This is a genomic window from Paenibacillus sp. ACRRX, from assembly GCF_022346885.1.
Taxonomy (GTDB): Bacteria; Bacillota; Bacilli; order Paenibacillales; family Paenibacillaceae; genus Paenibacillus_B.
On sequence record NZ_JAKRNK010000003.1, the window covers coordinates 462,423 to 483,973 of the forward strand.

Annotated in this window: 19 protein-coding genes; 10 read left to right on the top strand and 9 right to left on the bottom strand. The window is 43.5% G+C overall.

Annotated elements, in window-relative coordinates; genetic code table 11:
* Positions 1-66 precede the first annotated feature (66 nt).
* The 5 genes from MH117_RS12735 to MH117_RS12755 all read left to right on the top strand — a co-directional run bounded on the left by MH117_RS12735 (position 67) and on the right by MH117_RS12755 (position 3,964).
* The gene (locus tag MH117_RS12735) at positions 67-939 is read left to right on the top strand and encodes an NAD-dependent epimerase/dehydratase family protein (protein ID WP_239329092.1); all 873 of its coding nucleotides are present in this window, start codon (positions 67-69) and stop codon (positions 937-939) included.
* A gap of 403 nt (positions 940-1,342) precedes the next feature.
* The gene (locus MH117_RS12740) at positions 1,343-1,915 is read left to right on the top strand and encodes an RNA polymerase sigma factor (protein ID WP_239329093.1); all 573 of its coding nucleotides are present in this window, start codon (positions 1,343-1,345) and stop codon (positions 1,913-1,915) included.
* 86 nt (positions 1,916-2,001) lie between these two features.
* Positions 2,002-2,628 (top strand): hypothetical protein, encoded by a 627-nt coding sequence (locus MH117_RS12745; RefSeq protein ID WP_239329094.1) that lies wholly within the window; start codon positions 2,002-2,004, stop codon positions 2,626-2,628.
* 51 nt (positions 2,629-2,679) lie between these two features.
* Entirely contained in the window at positions 2,680-3,429 is a 750-nt protein-coding gene (locus MH117_RS12750; protein WP_239329095.1) for a hypothetical protein, read from the top strand.
* A 214-nt stretch (positions 3,430-3,643) separates the two neighbouring features.
* Positions 3,644-3,964, top strand: coding sequence for a hypothetical protein (locus MH117_RS12755; protein WP_239329097.1), 321 nt, complete (start codon positions 3,644-3,646; stop codon positions 3,962-3,964).
* 17 nt (positions 3,965-3,981) lie between these two features.
* Here the strand turns inward: MH117_RS12755 and MH117_RS12760 are convergent, their stop codons facing one another.
* Positions 3,982-4,305, bottom strand: coding sequence for a DeoR family transcriptional regulator (locus tag MH117_RS12760; RefSeq protein ID WP_239329098.1), 324 nt, complete (start codon positions 4,303-4,305; stop codon positions 3,982-3,984).
* 215 nt (positions 4,306-4,520) lie between these two features.
* Between MH117_RS12760 and MH117_RS12765 the strand changes: the two genes are divergently transcribed.
* The 3 genes from MH117_RS12765 to MH117_RS12775 all read left to right on the top strand — a co-directional run bounded on the left by MH117_RS12765 (position 4,521) and on the right by MH117_RS12775 (position 7,038).
* On the top strand, positions 4,521-5,216 hold the full coding sequence (locus MH117_RS12765) for a Dph6-related ATP pyrophosphatase (protein WP_239329099.1): 696 nt from the start codon (positions 4,521-4,523) through the stop codon (positions 5,214-5,216).
* Positions 5,217-5,473: 257 nt separating this feature from the next.
* Positions 5,474-5,785, top strand: coding sequence for an ArsR/SmtB family transcription factor (locus MH117_RS12770; RefSeq protein WP_239329222.1), 312 nt, complete (start codon positions 5,474-5,476; stop codon positions 5,783-5,785).
* Positions 5,786-5,862: 77 nt separating this feature from the next.
* Positions 5,863-7,038 (top strand): MFS transporter, encoded by a 1,176-nt coding sequence (locus MH117_RS12775; protein ID WP_239329100.1) that lies wholly within the window; start codon positions 5,863-5,865, stop codon positions 7,036-7,038.
* A gap of 187 nt (positions 7,039-7,225) precedes the next feature.
* Here the strand turns inward: MH117_RS12775 and MH117_RS12780 are convergent, their stop codons facing one another.
* Positions 7,226-8,680, bottom strand: a complete 1,455-nt coding sequence (locus tag MH117_RS12780) for an alpha/beta hydrolase family protein (RefSeq protein ID WP_239329101.1) — start codon at positions 8,678-8,680, stop codon at positions 7,226-7,228.
* A 227-nt stretch (positions 8,681-8,907) separates the two neighbouring features.
* On the opposite strand from MH117_RS12780, the gene MH117_RS12785 reads away from it, so the two are divergent.
* On the top strand, positions 8,908-9,900 hold the full coding sequence (locus tag MH117_RS12785; protein WP_239329223.1) for a MerR family transcriptional regulator: 993 nt from the start codon (positions 8,908-8,910) through the stop codon (positions 9,898-9,900).
* Between the two features lie 60 nt (positions 9,901-9,960).
* Here the strand turns inward: MH117_RS12785 and MH117_RS12790 are convergent, their stop codons facing one another.
* Entirely contained in the window at positions 9,961-11,424 is a 1,464-nt protein-coding gene (locus MH117_RS12790; protein WP_239329102.1) for an alpha/beta hydrolase family protein, read from the bottom strand.
* 289 nt (positions 11,425-11,713) lie between these two features.
* Between MH117_RS12790 and MH117_RS12795 the strand changes: the two genes are divergently transcribed.
* Positions 11,714-12,604 carry an alpha/beta fold hydrolase gene (locus tag MH117_RS12795; RefSeq protein WP_239329103.1) on the top strand — a complete coding sequence of 297 codons (891 nt, stop codon included), beginning with the start codon at positions 11,714-11,716 and terminating at the stop codon, positions 12,602-12,604.
* Positions 12,605-12,835: 231 nt separating this feature from the next.
* Here the strand turns inward: MH117_RS12795 and MH117_RS12800 are convergent, their stop codons facing one another.
* The 6 genes from MH117_RS12800 to MH117_RS12825 form a co-directional block, all read right to left on the bottom strand.
* Positions 12,836-13,192 (bottom strand): nucleotide excision repair endonuclease, encoded by a 357-nt coding sequence (locus MH117_RS12800; protein ID WP_239329224.1) that lies wholly within the window; start codon positions 13,190-13,192, stop codon positions 12,836-12,838.
* A 169-nt stretch (positions 13,193-13,361) separates the two neighbouring features.
* Positions 13,362-14,912: a tetratricopeptide repeat protein gene (locus MH117_RS12805; RefSeq protein ID WP_239329104.1), complete on the bottom strand. Its 1,551-nt coding sequence runs from the start codon at positions 14,910-14,912 to the stop codon at positions 13,362-13,364.
* A gap of 296 nt (positions 14,913-15,208) precedes the next feature.
* Complete coding sequence (locus MH117_RS12810; RefSeq protein WP_239329105.1) at positions 15,209-16,732, bottom strand: malate:quinone oxidoreductase; 1,524 nt, start codon at positions 16,730-16,732, stop codon at positions 15,209-15,211.
* 322 nt (positions 16,733-17,054) lie between these two features.
* Positions 17,055-18,509, bottom strand: coding sequence for a zinc-binding metallopeptidase family protein (locus MH117_RS12815; protein WP_239329106.1), 1,455 nt, complete (start codon positions 18,507-18,509; stop codon positions 17,055-17,057).
* Between the two features lie 333 nt (positions 18,510-18,842).
* Positions 18,843-20,147, bottom strand: a complete 1,305-nt coding sequence (locus tag MH117_RS12820; RefSeq protein WP_239329107.1) for an NtaA/DmoA family FMN-dependent monooxygenase — start codon at positions 20,145-20,147, stop codon at positions 18,843-18,845.
* A gap of 286 nt (positions 20,148-20,433) precedes the next feature.
* Entirely contained in the window at positions 20,434-21,249 is an 816-nt protein-coding gene (locus MH117_RS12825; RefSeq protein ID WP_239329108.1) for a helix-turn-helix domain-containing protein, read from the bottom strand.
* Positions 21,250-21,551: the final 302 nt, after the last annotated feature.

A 21,551-nucleotide genomic window follows, 5' to 3' on the forward strand; every position in this document is an offset into this window, starting at 1 on the left:
ATATAAGAAATTCTGTTCCCAATTAAGTAATTAGCTATTTTATTCCCTACACATGGAGGTATAGTTATGAAAATTTTTGTCGCAGGCTCTACAGGCGTAATTGGCCGATTGCTGATCCATAGACTGGTCCACGCAGGCCATGAAGTGGTTGGGATGACGCATAGACTGGATCGTAAAGCGCACATCCAAGCAATGGGCGCAAAGTCGATTGTAGTTGATGTGTTTGAAAGAGACGCTGTATTAGCAGCCGTGGGTGATGTACGTCCAGACGTTATCATTCATCAGCTTACTTCCTTAAGCAATTGGAGTATCGAGGATAATGCCCGGATTCGGATTGAAGGAACTCGCAACTTAGTCGATGCAGCGCAGGCTGCTGGTGTAACACAAATGATTGCGCAGAGCATATCATGGGCTTATGAGCCCGGAGATCATCCTGCGGGGGAACAAGTTCCGCTCGATATCCATGCGCCTTTGCCAAGAAAAACAACGATTGACGGCATATCGGCCTTGGAGCGTATCGTTGCGGAGATCCCAGAACACGTCATTTTACGATATGGTGCTCTTTACGGACCTCACACCTGGTATGACCATAAAGGCCTCATCGCTGAGAAGGTGATTCAGGGACAGCTGCCAGCAACCGATGGCATAACCTCCTTCCTTCATGTGGAGGATGCCGCTAATGCTGCTCTGCTGGCATTGGACTGGCCTCCAGGACCCGTCCATGTAGTCGACGATGAGCCTGCCGCAGGAACCGAGTGGTTGCCTGTATATGCGACAGCGCTGCAAGCCCCTGTACCTGCGCATCAGTCAGGGCGACAGCGCGGTGAGCGCGGCGCGTCCAATGCAATGGCGCGTAATGAATACGGTTGGACTCCATTATATCCAACCTGGCGTACAGGATTCGCGCAAAGCTTGAATCCCGCTCCCGGGCAGCACTAGCGTCTGTACGGCTAACTTGTTGGCAGCTAGTTAGGCCATCCAGCATATATGATGAAGGCCAGCTCCTTGATCCCCTATTGGGGCTGAAAGAACTGGCCTTTATTGATGTAACTATAGCAACGTCGATATTCCTGTTGATGGATAGTCCTTCTCGTTTAATGACGCTGCTCTTCTTTCCTATGCTTTATAAATCAGGTATATTTAATACAAATCATAAATTGATTCCCAAATTAATCAACGATTATATATTTTACAAACTTACTAGTTCTGCCTCTAAATCGTTCAAGCCCCCCCAATTTCCGTCCGCCACTCCACTTACTCATTAAGTAAACATTGCTATAAAAGTTATGGTTTCACGTATTTATTTATGATAAAGAGCAGTTTGCTAGCTTGGAGGGATTATATGGAGCGCTGGTTATTATTTCTACGCGACAATATTCATCATCTAGACAGCTCGACTCAACAATCAGTGTATTACTCTTATAAGAAGCTGATCTATCGTGATATCTATCTTTTATTTCACAATCATGAATTAGCAGAGGATGTCGTACAAGAGTCCTTCTTAAAAGTAATGATGAAAGCACCCAAATTGCGTCATTCGAATAATCTTAAAGCTTGGGTCAAAAAAGTGGCTCGGAATACCGCATATGATTATTTGAAAAAAAACCAAAAGTATTACCTTTTATCGCACTCTCGCCTCATAAGATATCTAGAACATCATTCTCAGGCTGATGTTGTTTTAGTTGACAGCCATATTGAATCAAAAATTTGCTATGAAATGTTATATGAATCACTAGATCAATTAAATACTAGGTACCAAGACGTAATTCGCTTATATTATCTGGAAAACAAAACATGTAGAGTAATAGCTAACGAATTAGAAATGTCAGAACAAGCCTTAATTCAATTACTATACAGGGCGAGGAAGAAGCTCTATACTCATTTTTCAAGAAAATGGGGCATGCGCCTCAAATAAAACGTTATCTATAGCTTGTTCACTTCGTTAGGGTAAATGTAAGGTTTATTGAAGAAGTTAAGACTAACCAACAGGAGGTTTGATAGATGGAAAGACATGAACTGATTAATGGTTATTTACAGTCACTCAAGTATTATATCTGGATTAGTGACTTAAGCCCTGCTCGTAAAAGTAAACTTTTTGAAGAGTATCGGTTATTAATTGAGGATCAATCGACTTCCACGAGTTCAATCTCTGAGCTACGCTCCTTATTAGTTGATCTCGGAAATCCCAAAGATATTGTTAAAAAAGAGATGCATGGGTTAGACGGCTCTTTGACCCCTACAAATGGAAAGTTTAATCGAGGCATGGGCTTTATGCCATATATCCTAACTATAAGTTGGACGCTCAATAGTGACTTGTACCATCAACTCAGCGCATGGCAATTCCAAGCCTCCTTTTGGATCCATGCCAGCGTCATCTTTATTCTTTTAGTCGCTACTATCTCCAGCTTCTATAAATACCGTTATGACCAGTCATTTTTTAAAGAAATCGTCTTTTCCAACTTCATTGTCTACCTTCCCCTCTCACTTATTTTTTGTTATATGCTGCTGCAACAATTTTCTATAACTGCGCTTATAATACCGTTCTCACTAATTCTCCTCACCACGATATCCGCCTTTTATTTCGACTGGAGAAATTCAAGCTTTATGCGAAAATTATTTATTCCTTAAGCCGTATTTTTGTTGGATATCAACAATTTTATATAAGGTGGGGGTTTAGCTATGGTCAAAAAAATAATCACCGTTATGATGATCTTCGCTTTTGTTTTTGGAACATACTCTCCAGTTTACGCTCTTGACCTCACTAGTCAGACACTGCCTTCCTCCAATAATTGCGGTTGTTGTACACCTGGGTCGGCATTAACCGACGAAACATTAGAACTCGCTACTAGAGCATCCGGACTTGATTCCATCCAAATTCTGAGTTTACAGGATGGCGATCAATTTATTTCGCAGCATGTAAAGACAGATGTACTATTTACACACTTTTTAAATCAACAGAGTATAGCATTAAGCAGCTTAAAAGACATCAAAGTTATTCAAACTGTTCAAGATGGAGATACGAAGTACACCTTCTCCATAGCAACTGCTTCAGATTTCGCATCGCTTAGCGGCAACACAAATGAACAAGGTACCCTAGAATCCCTACAACTCGTCAAATTAAAAGAAAATGTCGATAGCAACAATCCGGAAAGCGTCGCATTTGACATCATAGATGCTAAAGATGGGAACTCCGTTATCACCTTGAAAGAGCTCACTCTGCTTAAATTAAATGCAGCCGCCAAAATTGGATTAACAGATGAATTCACAACCTTAGACATTGATTGGGTTCGCTTAGGCTGCTCATTATCCGGTGCGTTAGCATGCCCGGTTGCTTGTCTCGCATTTGCTGCACTACCGCCCGTTATGGTGGCCTGTAATATTGGATGTAAAGCAGCATGGGAATTAGGGCTTTGCTCTAAGGCCTCCTAATCTAATCATGCTCCAACAAAATACGGAGATTATCCCCGCGGAAAACCATTTCGCGGGATTTTCTTGTTATAGGCTATGTATACCAAACATAAAAAATAAACGCCTGCTTTCAAAAGCAGCTCTCCATTATCATCTTTTGCCATCAACTTGTTATCTCAGCTAGTTGGTTAGGCGGTATGTTGGCGGATTGGCACGCCAATAAAGGCTGTTGTATTTGGAGCAGAAAAAGATCAAAAAACACAAATACCAGCCGCTCCATGCAATGGAAGTGGCTGGTCCTGTTTATTTCAAGTTGAGAAGTGCATCAAATATCCAGATTCCTGAAGTACCCCATGTTGCTATCAATAAATATCAGAGGAAAAGCAATTATTTAAAACCATTATCTATTAAAAATAAGTGGCAGACTTCAGAAGCAGCGCGTATTATCAGCTTCCGTTTGTATGACCCATGTACGTTAGGTAGCCTGAGAAATGCATGGATGATTACGTCCCACCAGCATTCGAAGGTGTTTTACTATGAACTTACAGGCGTATAAATTGAATTTTTACGACCTTAATAAATTGCGTACACTTTTACTAAAAATGAAGACTCTGCACCACTCGGATTAGCAATATAAAGTGATCTTGCAGTTATGACTATGGATGTATTTCCACTAATCACATCATCCAATTCCGTAGGGTCCGTTCCTACCGACACATCCCTTTTTACATCAAACGTAATGTCATATTGATCTACGCCCCCACCTTCTACTTCCCATCTTAATCTTTTTGTACCCGGAGGAAGAACCTCGGTACTGAAATTTCCGCTCGAACGATGTTTTTGACCGCTTAACGGCGCTTTCTCCGATCTAATGCTTGTTACTAACTCCTGTGGCATATGATCCCTCCAAGACTTAAAATCAATTTACTTACATTACCATTCATACTGTTTACTTGCATCCTGTAGAACAAAATTCTTAAAATAGCCCCATCGATTTACGTGACTTGTAAACTGAACTCATATACAGATTTCTAAGTCCTCATTTATAGTATAGGTAACGGATTTACTAGATTCCCTGCCAAAAATCATGTCAACAAGAGGAGAAGATGGAAATGATGGAAGTAACGGATTGGAGAAATGGCGCCTATGGGCATAAATTTATAGCTTCTTTTAGTGGAGGCAAGGATAGCGTTCTAGCCTTGTACAAAGCCATGAGAGTTGGAGAGGCCATTGGTCTGATCGTCATGTTGGAGGAAGAAGGGAAACGTTCCCGTTCACACGGTATGCCCCCAGAGCTTATACGTGCCCAAGCGGAGGCCATTGGTCTGCCTTTATACACGGCAGCTGCCAGTTGGTCCGATTATGAAGAAGTGTTTACACGCCTGCTAGTAAATGCTAAGCAGCAAGGAGCAGAGGTACTGGTAACCGGGGACTTGGATGTGCCTGCTCATGGATGCTGGCACGACCAAGTAACCAAAAATGCTGGACTAAAGCTGGGAATGCCTCTATGGGAAATGGACCATCGGGAAGCCGTCGAAACGTTCATTAGCCTGGGGTTTGTAACCATTCTTGTAACTGTAAATTTATCATTAGGTATGCGGGAAGAGGATCTCGGGCGAACGTTAACCGCTGAATATGTAAGGGAGCTTGAAGCTCGTGGAATTGACCCTTGCGGTGAGGGTGGAGAGTTCCATACTACCGTAATCGATGGGCCTATTTTTAAACAGGCGATTCCGGTTCGCCGCTGTGAGATCCTGAAGGATGGAGACTACGCCTTTCTGCCTTTGGAATTGATTAAGCAATCGTAAGTCTCAAGGTATTAACAGAGGAGTATGGTTAGAGGGGATTGTTATCCCCCTTACAGCACGACATACGTTGGGTAGAGGGAGAGCTTACAGCAAGCAGCAGCAGATTGATCAATGCTGCCGCGTGCAAAACAAGAACAATAACGAATAAGCTTCATAAAGCTGCTGCTAATTTCGTATCCCCTCCCTTGACCCTGTATGGGAAAACAAATAACACCTTTCGCATTTACAAATCTATAAAAATAGATATAATAATGATTATGGAACCTTTACTAATTTATAAAGCCTTGTCTAACGAGACCCGCAGTCAGATTATGTTATGGCTGAAGAACCCCGAACAATTCTTTGATGAGCAGCCCTATTTACGCCAGGGCCTCAACTTCCGGATTGGTGTGTGCGTAGGCGATATACAGGCTAGATCTGGGCTTGCGCAGTCTGTTATATCGAGTTATCTCGTTACCATGCAGAAGGCTGGATTATTGGAATCTGAACGCATCGGCAAGTGGACGTACTATCGTCGCAATGAACAGACCATACAGAAATTTTCCGAGTATATTAAGGAAAAACTATAAAAGGAAAGGAGTCTTTTTTTACTCTTTTACATCTATATTTCTATATATATAAATACGAATGGAGACTTACATCTACTATGAAAAAGGTTAACTCGCTTCTGATCCTGATTTTGGCTTTAGGCGTGTTCGGTATTATTACAACTGAAATGGGTATTATAGGGGTTCTGCCCCAAGTCACACAAAAATTTAATATATCCGCTTCACAAGCAGGATGGCTTGTAAGTATATTTGCTTTAGTCGTTGCCATTTCTGGCCCCTTCCTAACCTTACTGACTTCCGGTATTAACCGCAAAGTCATTCTTTTGGCGGCTGTACTTCTTTTCGCGATATCCAATATCGTGTATGCCTATACTGCAACATTTGAAGTTATGCTCGCCTTCCGTATTATCCCTGCCATTTTCCATCCTGTCTTTTTCTCAGTAGCCCTCGTAACTGCAGCTAAACTTGTGCCCTCAGAAAAAAGCGGCAAGGCAGTTACAAAGGTGTTCGCCGGCATAACGGTTGGATTTGCATTTGGTGTGCCGTTGACCTCTTACCTCGCCGAAAAGTTATCATTAGAAGCCGCATTCTTGTTCGGAGCGCTAGTAAGTATAATTGCCTTTGTAGGCATACTCGTGTGGTTACCCTCCATGCCTGTTAAGGAAAAAATGTCTTATGGCAAGCAGCTTGGCATATTACGCAAACCTCTATTGTGGTTAAACATCGTGACCGTTATTTTTATTTTTGCAGCTATGTTTTCGGTGTACAGCTACTTTGCTGAATATCTTGGACAAGTGACACAGATGAACGGATCATGGATTAGTATGATGTTGATGGCTTTTGGTGTAATCATGATAGTAGGAAATTTTATATTCGGGGAGTTATTGCATAAAAGCATGACAAAGACCGTTATCCTGTTCCCTTTGCTCTATACAGCAGTATATTTATTGGCTTATTATGGGGGCACTTATTTTATTCCGATGGTTATGATTGTGTTCGTGTGGGGAGCCGTGCATTCTGGCGGGCTGATTGTAAGCCAAGCATGGTTAACGACAGAGACCAAGGAAGCGCCCGAATTCGGCAACAGTTTGTTTGTCTCTTTTTCCAACCTCGGGATTACTATAGGGACTTCAATCGGTGGTTGGTTTATTTCCCACCTAGGCATACATCAGCTCATCTGGAGCGGTATGATGTTTGCATTGCTTGCGTTCCTATCCATTGTGCTTAAAATAAAAATCTCCCAATCAAGTGCAAGGGAAGCGACCGCTCGTTAAACGTACGATAACGATCGTTCAATAACAGGTGGCAGTTCGGAACATGATCAACCTGTTCTATGGGCTGCCGCTTTGTTCTTATTCTCCTAACCATTAAGAATAGCAATGTTTCTTTAATGGAAGCAGCATGACCAAATAGCCAAGGTCTGATGCCCTTGGCTATTAATCATGTTATTGATCGCGGGAATCAACCCTTCTGTAGGGTAAATTCGGGATGATCACCAATATTCTGTTCCAACTTTTTAAATGGCTGCTGTTTTAGATAGTGGTTAAAGAAATCAAGCGAATAATCGTTAATAAGGCGGTGTGCACTTCGTATATCCACCCCTTCCATCCTCTCGTACAGAGGCGACATCAGATAGGTGTCGGAAAAGCCCATATGCTTCATATTTTTAATTGTCATCAAGTAGTTGCCACCTGCTGTTACAGACTCTTGCCGGGCAAATGTATCCCTAAAAAACTTGGTTAAATCCGCTCTTGTCGTTCCCTGAGAGGCGATATATTCATCGCTCATCTTCTCTGTCCCCGTGAGCGTGTCATCTGCACTCATCATTAGAAATGGCTTCTTCAGCCCATCTGCCGGAACCCGTAGCTTGCCATATAATCCGCCGTCCATATTGATTGCTGCTTTAATTCTGGAATCCTTCATCAGCATTTGGACAGTCGTTGCGCCTCCGAAGGAATGACCGAACATCCCAATGCGCTCCAAATCCATCCGTCCTGTAAAGCGATTGTCTGGATCATGTTGGGTAAGCTCTTCGATTTGATTGAGTACAAACGTAGCGTCCTCCACCCATTTGTCATTTAATTTATCTAAATAATCAATTGTATTACTTTCTTGAGGAACAAAATGTACCACACGGCCATCAGGGAAAACCGTTGTTGTGCTGTGGTAAGTATGATCAATGCCTACCACGATATAACCATGGCTTACTAATTGTTCGATCTCAAATGTGTTTTGGTTTTTAGCCCCGTTTAAGGAATGGGAGAATAAGAGCACTGGATATTCGGGTTCTTTATCGGATAGCGCTGCTCCTTCAACCGCATGCGTTTTGACTAGGCCAATGCTTGTAAATAACGGTTTTGGCATATTCAACGCTTTGCTGTATCCATTGGCAAAAAGATCAGGATAAGCAACATAGGGTGCACACTTGCCTTTGGATGCTAAATTAGCTGGGTACCAAATCTGCACCATCAATTCACGCTTATCGTCAGGTGCAGAAGTATAGAGCTCCTCTCGTCGTTCATCTTTCCAATCATAAGACACTGTCCCAATCGGGTAAGGTCCTTTCGGCTTCTCAAACGTGAACACTGGAAGCAGGAGCGGCAGGGCTACCGCTATAGAAGCATATATGAAAGCAAGCGCCGTAATCAGCAGGGTCCGGATCCGGGATGCCTTCTGTTTCACTTCCTTCGGTTTAAACTTATACCGCAAAGCAGCGATAACAATGGGTACGATCGTCATCACATAGATCGGAATCATGTGCCATCGCATGCCTTCGCTGAACCCATGTATCAGCACGAGTACGGCCGAAGCTCCGAATCCAACCAGCAGCCCGCGCTGCGATTTGTTTGGGGCAAAAATTACCCAACCAAGCATTAGAACATTAAAAATAGCAGTTAACATTTCAAGTGATCTCATATGTTTATATACCTCCTCGTCTACTGTTCATGCTGCTCACTAGCCCAGAGTATATATCCTCCTGTTACAGGACAATCAACACCTATTTTTATTTACTTTGCTATTGCCAAAATCAAAAAGATCTTCAGAGAAGGTGTTTGCGTTACTGAGGATGTGCAGTCCCCTTGAATCTCCGGTTACAGGAGATAGTAAAATACACCTTAAAAGGGGGGATCGACTTGTATTTCATGCACAATACCAATACGCAGTCTCAAGATATTTCGGATTGTATAGCTCAGGCAAGCACCTATTCCATTGGGGAAGTGGCCAAAAAGATTGGTGCCCCCATCAAAACGGTACGTTTCTATGATGAAATTGGGCTAGTAAAACCCACTAGTTATACTGAGGGCGGGCATCGATTATATACTACGGAAGATATTAAACGTTTAGAGCTGACGACAACTTTCCGCTGTTTAGATTTCGAAATTGATGCTATTAGCCAGATCATCTCTGGGGATAGACCCGTTGATAAAGTTATCGACTGGCAGCTCGAGTCCTTGGAGACGCAGGTTCGCACGCTAGCGAATATCATATCCATTTTGCGTCAAGGGAGAACACAGCAAGGAGATCCATTACGTTGTATCTATGATCTGGTCCATATGAATGCAATACACATCGAGGAGCGCAAACAGTTCATCTCGGAGAGAGTGAAAGCTTCCAAATTTTTAGACGGGATTCCTGAAGAGTGGAGTGACTCTCTGTTTTATTTTTTTAATAAATACATTATCAATCAAGTAAAATTATCTGCTAAACAAACAGTTGCTTGGGAAGAACTGCAGCGACTCATCAATGATCCCCAGTTTATAGAGGATCTGAGAAGCATCGAGTTTATGTGCTTTCATGCGGCTCATCGACCTCATTTTAATGCAGCCACATGGATCAGGAAGCTAGAGGATATGCAAAGCCGTTTAAAACAAGCATTAAAGAACAAATATCCTGCCCACAGTCGATTTGTACAAGCACTAGTGGAGGAAGCGACCATGGTATATGCCAATTCAGAGCAACCAAGCAACAAGGAAGAGGACTTTCTCTGCTTGGCTGAATATGTTCAGAAGACCAAATCCAAGCATCTGGAACGATGCAATACGTTATGTTCCATTCTAAGCCCTCAATACCACCTGCTTTCAAAGGCAAACCTCCTGCTATTTCAAGGCATAGAATGGAAGTTTCAACATATATGAGAAAAGACCAATATTGGGAACAGTAGAGGGCCAAATACCCTCTACTGTTCGATTTTGCAATCACCCTTTTTGCAACGTAAATGCGGGGTAGTCGCCAATATTTTGTTCTAAAAGCTTAAAGGGCTGCTGCTTTAAATAATGATCGAAGAAATCGAGCGAGTAATCATTAATGAGGCGGTAAGCCTTTCGAATATCGACCCCTTCCATTTTTTCATACAGCGGTGAAAACAGATATAAATCGGAGAAGCCCATATGCCTCATATTTTTAATTTTCATCCAATAGTTCCCTCCATCTGCTACATGCTCGTACCGCGGCAGCGTTTCACTATAGAACTTGGCTAGTTCCTCTCTTGCCTCGCGCTGGGCAGCATCATCCTCCCCACTCATATTCGCTGTACCCGCTAGCGTGTCATCGGCATTCATCATCAGAAATGGCTTCTTCAGCCCATCTGCCGGAACTCGTAGTTTGCCGTACAAAATACCGTCCATATTAAGGGCTGCTTTGATTCTGGAATCCGTCATCAGCATCTGAGTGCTTGTTGCTCCACCAAAAGAATGACCAAACATGGCCACATTTTTCATATCCAATCGACCTGTAAAACGGTGGTCAGGATCATCCTTGGTCAGCTTCTCCACTTGATCCAGCACAAACGCAGCATCTTCCACCCATCCCTCGTTTGCTTTATCTAAATATGCAATAGAGTTCGTGTCTTGCGGCATATAGTTTGCCACACGACCATCAGAAAAAACAGAAGCCGTACTGCTATAAGTGTGATCTATGCCTACCACAATATAGCCATGGCTGACTAATTGTTCGATCTGAAAGGTATTCTGATTTTTGTGACCACTAAATCCATGTGAGAAAAGGAGCACGGGATATGAGGCTTCCTGATTGGAAATCTCCGCGTGTTCAATAGAATGCGTTTTGACAAAACCAAAAGTTGTAAATAATAGCTTTGGTAAATTCAAAATCTTACTGTAGCCCTCTGCAAAGACATCCGAATCGGAAATATACGGCGCTAAACTACCTTTGGCTGTTGAATCAGCAGGATACCAGATCTGCACCATTAACTCGCGTTTATCCCCAGGTTCTGGTGTGAGCGTTTCTTCCCGCTGATCATCCTTCCAATCATAAGTGACGGTGCCGATTTTATAGGGACCCGTCGGCTTATCGAAGGTGAATACCGGAAGGATGAGCGGCAGAGTTACGGCGACTGATGAATAAATGACCGCCAGCATGGTCAACGCAATATGCTTTGCATTGGATGCCTTTTTGACACTCTGCCCCTCGGATCGAGACATCATTCTGCTGGATACTATAACTATAGCTAACGGAACGCCTGTCATCGCATAAGCCGGCATCATCTGCCAGCGCATGCCTTCGACACCCCCGTGCATCAGCAGCACGATGGCTGATAGACCGAAACCAATCAACAGTCCTCGCTGCGATTTGTTCTTGGCAAATAGGATCCAACCCATCAGCAAAATATTGACGACTACGACCAACACCTCAAAAGATCTCATAAGCATGAACCTCCTCATTTACAGTTAGCAGCTATCTGCTTTCTAAATCTCACGATACAATCTCCTGTAGATGGATATTCAAGCCTTACTTTTAAAATTATTTGTTGAACGCTCGGTTGTCGCTGTCTGTGAACCTTAAATCAAAACATTAAAGTGCTATACCAAGCTTTCAAATGATCACTTCTTATTTTTAAAGATTGTTTTATCTCCACCTTCTCACTTGCATCAATGTTGTATATTAGCTTGTGAAAGTGCTTATACAAACATATTTGAAGTGGGAGGGCTGCATATGATCCAAGCCAAATTGCATGATGGACAAATGATTGATGTAGAGATTCAAGGAGAGGGGCCGAACCTGTTGCTTCCCGTAAATCCGCATCCTATAGAAGGGCCTCAGGCTGATGAAATGGTGCAGTGGGGCGTTGATCCAACCCTTGGACGTTCGCTAATAGATGGCCTTCGTGATAAATTTCGTGTGATCGCCTTCGATTATGAAGGTCATGTTCTACGTGCAGCGAAACCCGACACCTTAACACCTGCCAACATCTCCAGTGACCTGTTGTCTATAGCTGATGCGGCATCAGCCCCGCAATTCGCCTATTACGGCTACTCTTGGCTTGCACTTAGCGGCATGCAGCTAGCGATTCGCTCGCAACGCCTCTCGGCACTTGTTATGGGCGGTTTTCCGCCTATTGACGGCCCTTATCAGGAAATGTTAAGCGTAACAAGGGCAACTCACGAGATGTCCTGTTCAGCTTCTAACTCTCCAAATAGCTCCCATAGTGCTGCGGAAGAATTTGATTGGTCCACTGTAGAGGTCTCGATGAGCGAGGCCCAGACCAAGCAATTTGTAACCCTATATCAGCGTCTACAAGGCTTTAATGATCGTTCAGCCCAATCTAAGATCACATGTCCTCGCCTTTGTTTTACAGGCACAGCCGACAAGATTGATTATGGCAAGCGTTGGGGGGATGTGCAGGTCGATATTGTGGGCCCGCTTATGCGCGGTCGCAGCGAAATTGAAGATTTGGGATGGGATGTTCAGACTCTAGAAGGGCTCGATCACACTCAAGCTATGCAAGCTGTCCATGTCCTGCCCATCCTTCGACCTTGGCTGGAATCGACACTGACTGGAAGGGAAAATGCTCACTTGATATCTGATAGCGCTGCAGATGTGTAATGTGAATGTGAGGAAAACGATAGTGCTTCTTTGTAATATAGGACAGTTTGTGTGATATATAGGGCTCCTTGTATTTTCGCAAGCCAGCCCAAAGCAACCGGATATAACCATACGGCTTATTCGGTTGCCTTTGGGTGTGCAGCCTCACGAACCTGATGCTGCCCAGAATACAAAAAAACAACAAGTTCAGTTCTCATGACTGCGCTTATCGTTTTTAGGTGTGTACTTTATTTATTTGAAGAACACTTTTTCTACATTGTATTTGGCTTTATAAGTGTTTATAAGGTAGGTTTCGTAAATCTCCCGCTCTACAGCATCTTCATTAACATAAACCTCGATTTTTGCAATCTCATTACGATGGTTTTTCACGACAGATACGGTATCTTCAAAATGCTTTTTAATTCTAGGTCTCAGCTTTCGTGCCTTACCTACAAAAAGCAGCTCATCCTTATCGTTATAGAACGTAAAGAAGCCACCCGTTTCTCTAGTGATCAGATGAAAATCAGTAAAGCCATAAATGTTGCTCATCTGGGGGCTTTTTTGCTTGTAAATCGTTACATCCGGCTTGGGGATGGTTATGTTAATCATTTTCATGCACTTCCTCTCTGTTATAAGTCTTTATCCTATCATAAAACCTCAAAAGAATACTATTGGCTAAATAGCGGCAATCACACGTTTGCCTCTGTAGAGCGAACCTACAAGGTCTTCCATGCCTAACGCTGCTTTATCCATCAATTAAAACGTTAATCGAGTGGAATCACTCAAATCTGCTTAACAATTCCAGCGCCTCTTCATGATCAGGCTCAAGTTCTACTAGCTTTCGTGTGTACTGTAATGCGTCATCTTCCAATTCTAACTCGAAACAACAAATGGCCAGACAATAAAATACAGTGGATACGATCTGCTCTTGGTCTGTATGTATCGACATTTCTAAAAAACGTTTTGACTCTTCGTACATGTCCATCTCAAACAGGATCAATCCCGCATCAAGTGCTAAGTCATAACGCTGTTCCATGACATAGTACGAGGACCACATTAGCTGAATGCCTCTCCAGATGTCCTGTATTTCTTCATCATTTGCATCTGGCAGCAAACGAGAGATCCGACTCGCGCTCTGAATGAAAAATTCAGCATCGTATCCGCCTAAACGCCAAAAGCTTAATATTTGCTGCAGCTGCATGCTATCAAGATTACGATCTACCCATTCCTTCATACTAAAGAAATCGTCCGGACCAAAGCGTTCAATAAAGCGGCGATAAGCTAATCTTGTATGATTATACGCCTTCGGCTTATCCAGATTGAGAATACAACCCACATTTAGGTTCTTATAGTGATGCGGTGGAAATAAAGCCGTTGCTCCTCTCTGCTCAAAATAATGTTGAATGGCATGGTAGTTTGCTGTTAAAGAAAAACTTCCATGAAGAATCAACTCTGGCGGCTCTGAGAACTCCCAATTATCAAGCAAATGATCGCCTTTATCTGCTGTTATTAATAGAGATCCCGCTTGAGACAACCGATTCAAACGTTCCAAGCAAGTCAATCCCGCGACAGGAAATAAGATGTGAGAATCCTCTAACTGTTCCTGATACATAGCAATAACATTACGATATGGGTAAGCTTCTTGTTCATACTCAGGAGCCCGTCGATACTCATAACGTAAAGATATTTGATGTAATGCTTCCGACGGTTGAAGCGAATCCATATTCTCAGGACAGTCGACGATAACATCGGCTTCGTAAATTTGACCATCACCAACATAAATCAACTCTTGTGGAATACCACAAAAAAAGTAATTCGCAACAACGATTAAAGGCTGCTCTAAATCACCCTCACTAATAGTTGTGCTGGCAACGACCAGATTCAGATCCGTATCCTGAAGAGCATCAAATCGTGCAAAATCGAGTAATCCTTCGGCAATAAAGGATTGTAGAGCGGGATGCTCCTTCCAAGCTAACACATTACTCATTGCCAAATCAGTCATAATGTAACGAAACGGAGGTAGTTCCATTTCCGCATAATCTCTTAATCGACACAACTCCAGCAACACGTGGTAAGCCAGTCGTCCAGCTCCTGCCCCAAGCTCCACAATCCAAACAGGAGTTGATCGATGTTCCTGACCAGCCCGATCTTGAAGAAACCCAAAGATCATTTCTGCATATGACGTAGCGATCATTGGATTACTCGTTATGTACTGCGGCACTTGGTCATTATTCCAAGCCTTCATTCCTTTTTCTTCATAATAAGTCCGCTGCAGATCCCAGATTGGGGCTTCGCTAAAGCGGTAACGTTGTTCTTTATTATCTGTCATTTACTCTTATCCTACTTCTGCTAGTTTTTTATTATCTGTCCATCACAATCATTTTCATACCTGCAATCATAACCTATTTTACGTTTAATCCCTAATTCCATTCTGCCAGAACGGGACTGAAAAATACCTTATATCCTTTAATTGTTGTGTAATCCCTGTGTTCTCCTTGATATAAGACCCCAAATCAACGTAGACTCTAGCTCGTTTATATCGGGCATTTCTTATGGATCACAGCTAATTACAGGAAAAGCTAAACGGCCTCAGTCCTATGGAATTCAGGACAAAGGCCGCTTCGCTTATTTTAACTTTTGTGCTGTCGACGTGACAGGCTGCAGTACACTACTTAGACGAAGCGTCCGCGTTGTTAAAGTATGAATTTCGTGGAAAAGCTCGGGGTATTCCACGAGCGACACGCCATAAGAAGGAATCATTTCTTTTATCTTCGGCTCCCACTCTTTGATATGCTGCGGGAAGCACTGAGTTATTAACTCAAGCATGACGTTAACAGCTGTAGAAGCACCCGGGGAAGCACCGAGTAATGCAGCTATCGATCCATCAGCGGCACTGATCACTTCTGTACCAAATTGAAGCGTTCCTTTGCCTCCGTCAGCCGTATCTTTGATGACTTGGACACGCTGGCCCGCTACCACTAAGTCCCAATCCTCGCTCTTGGCGTCTGGGACAAACTCCCGTAAATCCCCCATGCGCTTCTCTTTTGACAACATGACTTGCTGGATCAGATATCTTGTCAATGAAACATTTTTTGCGCCTGCTGCCAACATCGTGACGAGATTATGCGTTTTTACGGTCGTTAGCAAATCAAACATGGACCCTGTTTTTAGAAACCTTGGCGAGAAGCCAGCAAATGGTCCAAAAAGCAACGATTTTTTGTTGTCGATATATCGGGTGTCAAGATGCGGAACAGACATCGGCGGAGCACCAACCGGCGCTTTGCCATATACTTTTGCATGATGCTGCGCCACAATATCCGGATTGTTACACACCATAAATAGTCCGCTTACCGGGAAGCCGCCGATACCTTTTCCTTCAGGAATACCGGATTTTTGCAGTAAATGTAGGCTTCCTCCCCCACCGCCAATAAAGACAAACTTGGCAGTGTGGCGTTCGACAGTACCATTTTTGGCATTTCGCACTTTTAATTCCCACGCGCCGTCGCTAGTACGTTTTATATCGTCAACACTATGCTGGTATCGAATATCGACATCTTTACTCTTTAAATGATCAAGCAGTAAGCGCGTTAAAGCGCCAAAGTTGACATCCGTACCAGACTCAATTTTTGTTGCCGCTATCGGCTCATTCGATGTCCGACCTTTCATAATAAGCGGAATCCAATCAATCAGTTTAGCCGGGTCGTCACAATACTCCATTCCTTGAAACAGAGGATTGTTTGACAGCGCTTCAAAACGTTTTCGTAAAAACGTTACATTCCTCTCCCCTTGCACTAGACTCATATGAGGCAATGGTACAATAAAGTCCTGTGGGTTACGGATTAAATTGCTGCTTACAAGATAAGACCAAAACTGCCTTGAAACCTGAAACTGTTCATTAATCTTTATAGCTTTGCTAATATCTATCGATCCGTCCGGCTTTTCAACGGTGTAATTAAGCTCACATAGTGCAGCATGCCCCGTTCCCGCATTGTTCCATTCGTTAGAGCTTTCCTCTCCTGCCTTGGCGAGCTTCTCAAACACTGTAATTTGCCAGTCAGGTACTAATTCCTTCAGCAAAGACCCTAAAGTCGCACTCATGATTCCGGCACCAATTAAGATAACGTCTGTTTTGGTTTGTTTATTGCTCATGTTTACCGTCCTTATGCGCTAATATTTGAAGAAATGATGTAGGCGTTCCAGTAAGCGTAGGCTCTCACTATTATTTATAAATTTAAATATAGTTATTTACTATTATATTACAGCTATATACGTTTTAAAAGACGATAAATTTCAATGATGACATAATGTTGCAGTTAAGAAGAGAGAAATTTGCCGTAAAGCTCAAAAATCAAAACAATCATTGATCGTAAGCCAAAAATACCCTCATAATTGTTATCCCGTTTTGTGTTGAAAATCCAATAAGAAGGCACCTCTTCGGATGCCCTCTTATTTTCGGTACAAAGCAAGCAGGTCACTCCTTTATGAACAACCCAATTATCCCTTTTGCATGAGGCTGAGGCTTGCCTAAGTTTTCTGTCGAGGTACAATCAATAGCTGCCGCAAGCTTAATAAACGTAACGATCTGCTCATGCATAAAATGGACATCCAGCTTATCCAGCCCTCCGTCTTCTCCCGTAGCGCATAAATAATCCGGAGTAGGAATCAGAGACACAGTCGGTATACCTGCCATATATAAGGGCTGCCCTTCTCCAAAATAGATGGTGCTCTTGGGTCGCAGCGTAATGCTTCTCACCTTAGTTCGGTCCGAAAGCGAGGCCATATACAAGTCGTCCATCGTTTGATTTCCCGTATAGACAAGCTCAACCTCATGCCTGTCGGTATGACGGTATGCAGAGGCATCCCTGGAATCTTTCCATTCTTTACAGCCGAGATGTTCCAGCGTAAGCCCTGCGACTGCCTTCGGATGCCCACCTTCTCCGCTCCACAGCTCAGGATGGTCATGCAGCCACCGCGTGGTCGCCTGTCCATGGATGCCGAATTGAGGAATTTGAAAATGCCCCGTCACAAACACAAACACTAGGCTTCTTTGACGCTGTTCCATCGGGAGAGAAGAAAAATAACGGGCCATGGCCAGCAAGCCGACTCCCCCATTTTCCTCGCAGGCGTTCGGTCCATCTGTATGCGTGTTCACGATCATTGTCTCGCTTTGGTTTGAACCAGGCAGAACGGCATACAGTGTATCGCTAGAAGCGCGCTCATCCAGTTCCACCTTTAGTACAAGCCGCGCCTTTGTTCTTTGCTTCGCCAACTGCTTCAGCCTGCTGCCCGTCTCCTTGCCTACCCACAGCGTGGGACACTGCTGCGGCCCCGTTGTAAAAGGCAAGTATTGTGCTCGTGCATTCGCCTCTGACATATCGCGCCATACACAGATAACACCCAACACGCCCGCTTGTGCTGCTTTTTCAAGGTTAGGCCCTCTCAACACAGAACTGAGAACCGGATTGCTTATGAGGAACGGCAGGGTCTCGTTCTCCGGATAAGAAGATCTTCGTTTGAACAATAACGATGAAGGCAGTCTGGGACTGCTCACATCAACGATCGCAATTTTACCAGCAGCATCACGAAAACGGCCTGGACCCTTCCCGCAATAAACCAGTTCACCCACTACACCCTCCTCAGGCGTGCTTCCTGAGTACGGGTAATAGAACGCAGCTGTCAGCTCCTCCTCGTGATCGCCGTCCGAATAGATGGACAACTGCCAATGTGTCGCCTCCCATTTGGTGAAGATGTGGCTGTCTCTGTGTGTATTCAGTCCCATTTGCCGTAATTCCGCTTCAAAATAATCAGTCAGCCGCTTATGCGCATCGTTGCCTGTCAAGCGTGGCCCGAAGCCGTCAAGCTCCTGCTGCCACGACCATACCTGCTCCACATCTGGAAGCTTATCCTCGTATATGACCGTCCCCATCGCTCTCACTCCCATGATTAAATAAGAACTTGATATCCAAAATACGAACATAAAAATGTAAACACAGCCCAAAATATAGTGGAAATGATACCTATTCATTTTTAACTGTCCCATTATACATTTCTTCATTTAAATTATACTTGTTTCAAAGACACTATTCAGTAAACAGGGAGCACCATAACAAAATTTTCCCTATTACTTGTAGTACAATGCCCAAGTGATACAACAACAATTAGATGGTTATAACGTCAGCTTCCTATGTATACATACTAAACAGCCCTTCCATGCGTTCTGCTTGGAAGGGCTGTCCTATGCTTTACGAAATATTAGGTGTTATATACCCAAATGCGCACTCAATGTCGAGCCTGCATATTCACTTCTGAACAATCCTCTGTCAACGAGCTGCGGCATCAGCTTTTCAAAAAATAGCTCCATCGATTGTTCCGAGCCGCCTGGCAGAGCAATAAATCCGTCAATCGCTCCAGCCTCATATCGCTCCATAATATCGTTTAACACATCCTCAACCGTTCCTACAGACACCCAGTGAGCAGATCCGACGACCTCTGGCCTTGCTAATACCTCTTCTACTGTAGGTTGATAGTTTGTAATATATCGGCGCAGCAGCTCAGCGTGTGTCCGGCTGCGGACTGGCTGATTCGGATCAGGGAGCATATCAGCAGTTACGCGATGATCCAAAGCAAAGCTGCTTAAATCAAGGCCCAGCACGGATTGGAGCGATGCATGTCTGCGCTCCACACTCAAATGTGCATGTGCAGCCTTATGTAATTCATGCGCTTCCTCACGAGTTTCACCGAGGAAAAAATATAATCCAGGCAGAACCTTGATTGCGTCCGGATTGCGCCCATGCTCCTTGGCCCTTCTTCTCAGATCATTTCGTAATTCCACTCCAGACTCAAGGTCAGGCATCGCGGCAAAAATAGCATCCGCTACTGAGGAAGCAAAATTTCTTCCTATATCTGAAGCGCCTGCTTGAAATATAGGAATGGAACCCGATTTATGGGCGGGCAAGGTAAGCGGTCCCCGCACACTGAAGAACTCGCCTGCGTGATTAATGGTGGAAACCTTATTCGTATCAGAAAAGACGCCCGACTCACGGTCAATCACAATTGCTTCATTCGGAAAGCTATCCCATAGCTTATGTACGACATCTGTGAATTCCTTAGCTTTCGCGTATCTTTCTTGCGGTGAAGGCATCGGCGAATCACCGAAATTTTCCGCACCTTCTATTGAAGTTACGATATTCCAGCCAGCACGTCCGTTGCTAAGCCAATGCAGCGACTGAAGCTGCCTTGCAACAACATACGGTGGATTAAATGTGGTGGAAACAGTTGTAACCAGTCCAATCCGCTCGGTTTCACGAGCAATCGCCGCAAACATCATGGTAGGGTCTGGGCTGCCAAAATTAGCGGAATCGCCCAGCATCTGCGGGCTCACATAAAGATAATCCGCCTTGAAAAGGAAATCGAGCTTGGCCTTCTCCGCCATTTTGGCCAAATCAATGTAGTAGTCAATCGAATCCATTTTTTCCACATTGCTATCTGGATGACGCCAGCCGACTCCCTTCATCCATGTTGCGGATAAGGATAATCCAATACATAATTGTCTATTTGTAGTCAATTCTATCAACCTTTCTATATATAATAATAATTTTACGCCTAGGAGGATATACAATGATCCGTGCATTTCAAGTGGACGAACCAAACCGACTGGTCATCGAACCCTCACGTCTCACCCACGGCATTAAACGTCCAGTAATCCTAATGCGATCTCATAAAATTAGTAATGATTCTCATTATCAATATATAGTGTAACAAGGACGAATATAAATGCAAATACACAAATCGTAAATGCTATATGTAGGATTATCTAATTCAGGTCTTGCAGTGTAATTAATTATAGTTAGCTAATTATGAGTGTATGCGGACGGAGATACACCGAATTTCTTTTTAAAAACTCTACTGAAATATAGCGGATTGGTATAACCGACGCTAACAGCCACATCACGAATAGGAAAATGGCCCGCTTGAAGTAATTCACTTGCTCGTTCCATACGATAATGGATGACATAGTCGATGGGTCTGAACCCCGTATACTTATGAAAGAAGTATGAGAAGCGTTTGGAACTCATGGCATGCAGCTCTGCCAACTCGTCGAGTGTCAACGGATTCATATAATGCCCGTTAATGTATGCAACAGCCTCCTCAATCACCTTTTTACTTGTATCATAACTACAGCTCTCCCGATACTTGCAGCCCACCAGGACTTGGTGCATAATGCTTAGAAATAATTCCTTGACGCGAAGTTTGCCAATCCCTCCAAGGGTATGGGCATTTTGATGAAGTAGGGCTAGTAATTCTCTCACTCTCGGACTTGCCCCTGGCTCCAGCTTAAAATGAGAGTCACATTCATGCCCGCTATTTTGGTCACCTACCTTGTCCAATCGATAAAAAAGGGAGTAATATTCAAACTCTGATTGTCCTATAACTCGGGAGTCCAGCTGCATGCCTGGAGCAGCGTGAAAAACAGACCCTGGAAGTAATTCGTAGGCAGTCCCGTTTACACACATTCTAGCTTCTCCACGAATGATAAAAAGAAATCCATGCCTTACCGTCCTAAATTCACGCAACACACTTTTCGGCTGGATGACTAAACGGTTAGCATCCTCTATATCACAGGAACTACTAGCAAATATTTCAGCTAATTTATCCAAAACGATCATGTTACCGCACCTGCTCCCTATCTGGGTTACTATCACTAAATGACTTGATAATAGATCTAGTCCTTGAGGTGTCAGCCAAGCTGCTGTTTGCTCGCAATCGACTGGGCTACTTGTAAGATTAAATCGTTCGATTAACAAATGCATCAAGTCATAAATTAAGTAAAAATTCGACAGTATTAGTTTATCATAGACCTTCTAAAGCGTGTAAATCCTTACTTATGATAAGTTCTCCGTGCCGCCTATAGTGGCAGAACTTCAATAAAAGAAGAGACACCTCTTCTAGGGTATCTCTTCTAATTCTT

What these genes read in the sequence shown, in the direction of transcription:
- MH117_RS12735 (WP_239329092.1), top strand. Translation starts at nt 67, where the DNA reads ATGAAAATTTTTGTCGCAGGCTCTACAGGCGTAATTGGCCGATTGCTG.
- MH117_RS12740 (WP_239329093.1), top strand. Translation starts at nt 1,343, where the DNA reads ATGGAGCGCTGGTTATTATTTCTACGCGACAATATTCATCATCTAGAC.
- MH117_RS12745 (WP_239329094.1), top strand. Translation starts at nt 2,002, where the DNA reads ATGGAAAGACATGAACTGATTAATGGTTATTTACAGTCACTCAAGTAT.
- MH117_RS12750 (WP_239329095.1), top strand. Translation starts at nt 2,680, where the DNA reads ATGGTCAAAAAAATAATCACCGTTATGATGATCTTCGCTTTTGTTTTT.
- MH117_RS12760 (WP_239329098.1), bottom strand. Translation starts at nt 4,305, where the DNA reads ATGCCACAGGAGTTAGTAACAAGCATTAGATCGGAGAAAGCGCCGTTA.
- MH117_RS12765 (WP_239329099.1), top strand. Translation starts at nt 4,521, where the DNA reads ATGATGGAAGTAACGGATTGGAGAAATGGCGCCTATGGGCATAAATTT.
- MH117_RS12770 (WP_239329222.1), top strand. Translation starts at nt 5,474, where the DNA reads ATGGAACCTTTACTAATTTATAAAGCCTTGTCTAACGAGACCCGCAGT.
- MH117_RS12775 (WP_239329100.1), top strand. Translation starts at nt 5,863, where the DNA reads ATGAAAAAGGTTAACTCGCTTCTGATCCTGATTTTGGCTTTAGGCGTG.
- MH117_RS12780 (WP_239329101.1), bottom strand. Translation starts at nt 8,680, where the DNA reads ATGAGATCACTTGAAATGTTAACTGCTATTTTTAATGTTCTAATGCTT.
- MH117_RS12785 (WP_239329223.1), top strand. Translation starts at nt 8,908, where the DNA reads ATGCACAATACCAATACGCAGTCTCAAGATATTTCGGATTGTATAGCT.
- MH117_RS12790 (WP_239329102.1), bottom strand. Translation starts at nt 11,424, where the DNA reads ATGAGATCTTTTGAGGTGTTGGTCGTAGTCGTCAATATTTTGCTGATG.
- MH117_RS12795 (WP_239329103.1), top strand. Translation starts at nt 11,714, where the DNA reads ATGATCCAAGCCAAATTGCATGATGGACAAATGATTGATGTAGAGATT.
- MH117_RS12800 (WP_239329224.1), bottom strand. Translation starts at nt 13,192, where the DNA reads ATGATTAACATAACCATCCCCAAGCCGGATGTAACGATTTACAAGCAA.
- MH117_RS12805 (WP_239329104.1), bottom strand. Translation starts at nt 14,912, where the DNA reads ATGACAGATAATAAAGAACAACGTTACCGCTTTAGCGAAGCCCCAATC.
- MH117_RS12810 (WP_239329105.1), bottom strand. Translation starts at nt 16,732, where the DNA reads ATGAGCAATAAACAAACCAAAACAGACGTTATCTTAATTGGTGCCGGA.
- MH117_RS12815 (WP_239329106.1), bottom strand. Translation starts at nt 18,509, where the DNA reads ATGGGGACGGTCATATACGAGGATAAGCTTCCAGATGTGGAGCAGGTA.
- MH117_RS12825 (WP_239329108.1), bottom strand. Translation starts at nt 21,249, where the DNA reads ATGATCGTTTTGGATAAATTAGCTGAAATATTTGCTAGTAGTTCCTGT.